The sequence below is a fragment of the Deinococcus sp. genome (genome assembly GCF_018260405.1).
Lineage (GTDB): Bacteria > Deinococcota > Deinococci > Deinococcales > Deinococcaceae > Deinococcus.
On sequence record NZ_JAGLBG010000171.1, the window covers coordinates 1 to 2,818 of the forward strand.

General features: G+C 61.1%; 4 protein-coding genes. 2 read left to right on the top strand and 2 right to left on the bottom strand.

The window, feature by feature from the left end:
- Positions 1–248 precede the first annotated feature (248 nt).
- Together cutA and QZ269_RS12640 are read left to right on the top strand one after the other, a co-directional pair.
- Positions 249–566 carry a divalent-cation tolerance protein CutA gene (gene cutA, locus QZ269_RS12635; RefSeq protein ID WP_291427055.1) on the top strand — a complete coding sequence of 106 codons (318 nt, stop codon included), beginning with the start codon at positions 249–251 and terminating at the stop codon, positions 564–566.
- Between the two features lie 83 nt (positions 567–649).
- Positions 650–1,000 carry a DUF423 domain-containing protein gene (locus tag QZ269_RS12640; protein WP_291427056.1) on the top strand — a complete coding sequence of 117 codons (351 nt, stop codon included), beginning with the start codon at positions 650–652 and terminating at the stop codon, positions 998–1,000.
- Between the two features lie 3 nt (positions 1,001–1,003).
- Here QZ269_RS12640 and QZ269_RS12645 read toward each other — a convergent pair whose 3' ends face one another.
- A complete protein-coding gene (locus QZ269_RS12645; RefSeq protein WP_291427057.1) occupies positions 1,004–2,167 on the bottom strand; it encodes an aminotransferase class I/II-fold pyridoxal phosphate-dependent enzyme in 1,164 nt (387 codons plus the stop codon).
- Between the two features lie 131 nt (positions 2,168–2,298).
- A partial coding sequence (locus tag QZ269_RS12650; protein WP_291427058.1) for an MBL fold metallo-hydrolase occupies positions 2,299–2,818 on the bottom strand: 520 nt, incomplete at its 5' end.

Here is a 2,818-nt window from a genome sequence, read left to right on the forward strand (position 1 = left end):
ATCATCTCGTATCTCGTTCACGCTTCGTTGTCATGCATCGCGCCTCAACCGAGGCTCAGAAACAATACAGGCCCACGTAAATTCTGTCAACCCCTGCGAACCCACATCCTCTTAACGCAGCTTGTGGCCAAAGGCCTAGAAAGAGAAAAACGCTGACCTGGACGTCATTCAATCCGGTGTATGCAGGGGGCTGAAAGGTTGGCAGCAACCGAATTTAGCGGCAGGCAAGTGGAGTATGGTGTAGGCATATGTCACTCGTCGTGCTGGTTACGGTTCCTCCCGAACGTGCGCCGGAAATGGCCCGCACCATAGTTGCGGAGCGCTTGGCTGGTTGCGTCAATATCCTGCCAGGCGTGCAAAGCGTGTACCGCTGGGAAGGCGAAATTGCCGAAGACCCGGAAGTGCTGCTGCTGATCAAGACCACGGGCGAAAAATATCCCGACCTGGAAAAGCGCCTAAAGGAACTGCATACCTATGAGGTGCCCGAAATCTTCGCGCTGCCTTTTGACCGGGCGTTGCCTGAGTTCCAAACGTGGCTACGAGAAGCGCTTGAAAACGATCATTGACCGCTTTGACCGTCTAAGAAGACCCGCTAACACGCAGAGCAAACGTCCCTTGTTTATTGCCTCAGGGCTACTAGCCTGAGCCTATGAGATTCAATGCCATGCAAACTGGGGCTTTTCTGGCTGCCCTTGCCGTCGCCCTGGGCGCTTTCGGGGCACACGCCCTGAAAAGCAGACTTGACCCGCACATGCTTGCCAACTTTGAAACCGGGGTGCGGTATCAGATGTACGCGGCGCTGGCCCTAATGATTCTGGGCACCCAGGCCGGACAGACCCGCGCTCCAGCCTTCTTGCTTTCCGGGGCCCTTATTTTCAGTGGGTCGCTTTACCTCCTGTCGCTGACCGGGGTAAAAATGCTGGGCGCGATCACACCAATCGGCGGCGTGCTGCTGATCGTGGGATTGGTGCTGGCCGCACTGGACGCGGGCAAACTGTAAGGCTTAGCGCCCGCCACCGGCCTCACCGAAACGGCGCAGACGCTCAGCGGCGGCCTGTAACACTTCCGGGGGGTGAACCAGGGCAAAGCGCACAAACCCTTCTCCTTGTGCGCCGAACGCCCGACCAGGACTGACCAGCACCCCAGTCTGCTCGGCGGCCTGCACCGCGAACTGCACACTGTCGGTTAGGCCCGGCACCCTGGCCCAGGCATACATGCTGGCTTCCGGCCACTGGACTTCCCAGCCGATGCTTCGCAGGGCAGGCACCAGAGCGTCCCGGCGGGTTTGGAACGTGTCTGCTCCGGCGCGTCCTACTTCGTCCAGCAGGCTGAGGGCAAGGGCGGCGGGCCGCTGAATCCCCAGGTACGGGTGAAAATCGGTGGCTCCCTTAACGCGGGCCAGGGCAGCGATGGCTCCGGCGTCCCCAGCAGCAAAACCCACGCGGAAGCCGCCCATGTGGTGGGTTTTGGAAAGCGAATGCAGTTCGACCACGCCGGACAGACCCGTTTGCAGGGCGCTGGGCGCACGGTAATCGCCAAAAGTCAGGTCGGCGTAGGGGTGATCGTGAATGAGGAGCGTGCCCTGTTCGCGGCACCAGGCCGCCGCCTGCTGAAAAAACTGGAGGTCGGCCACTGCCGAGGTCGGGTTGTTGGGGTAATTGAGCAATAAGACGCGCGGTCTGACTTCCAGATTTAAGGCATTCAGATCAGGAAGAAAACCGTTTTCCGGCAGCAGTGGCACCGTGACCACGTTCAGCCCGGCAACGGCTGCCGCGCCCCAGTAAGGGGGGTAACACGGGTCGGGAAGCAACAAGGTATCGCCCGGATCGGTCACGGCCAGCAGCAGGTGAGCCAGCCCCTCCTGCGCCCCGATCAGCGGCAGAAGTTCGGTACCGGCGTTCAGGCCCACCCCGAAACGGCGCTGCATGTAGCTGGCCGCCGCGTCGCGCAGCGGAGCTGTATCCGAAAAAAGGGGGTAGCGGTAGGTGGCCGGGTCAAGAACCGCCTCCCGCAGCACCTCCAGCACGGCTTGGGGCGGGTGCAGGTCGCTGCTGCCGATGCTAAGGTCAATGATATCAAAGCCCCGGCCCAGTGCCCGCGACTTGGCGGCGTCCATCAGGGAGAACACACTGCCCGGAACATTCGCCGCCCGCTGGGAAGACCACATAAACGCAGTTTAACGCTGTAAGACTGGCGAACCAGCTCTACAAAAGACTAGGCAGCTATTACACGGATCGAGGCGGCGCAGATTTCAAGTCTGCCGGTTTCAAGCTTGTCAGTTTCAGGCTTGCTGGAGGGTTACTCGCCGCCTTCGGCCTTGGCGACGTCGCGCGGCGCAGTGGGAATGACCAGCCCGTCCGGTTTGCCGTCCTTGAACCCAGGGCCGAGCAGTTCCACCGTCTGGTGATTCGGCACGATGTCGCCCTTGAGGCCTTTGCCCGCGAGTACCGGCACGAACTCAGCCATCACGCCCACTTCACCGTGAACCAGCCAAACGTGTGGATTGCCGGTGGTACTCAAAAAGGCCAGCAGGTCGTCTTGGTCGGCGTGGGCCGAGAATCCGCCGATGGTATGCACCTTAGCCCGCACCGCGATGTCTTCACCCATGATCCGCACCGAATCGGCCCCCGCCACGATTCTGCCGCCCAGACTGGTCGGGGACTGATAACTGACGATAATCAGATTGGTGCTGGGCTTCCAGAGGTTGTGCTTGAGGTGATGCTGAATGCGCCCGCCGGTCATCATGCCGTTGCCCGCCATGATGATCGCGGGGCCGTCGTACTTGTTCAGGCGCTGCGACTCGGCGCTGGTCGGCACC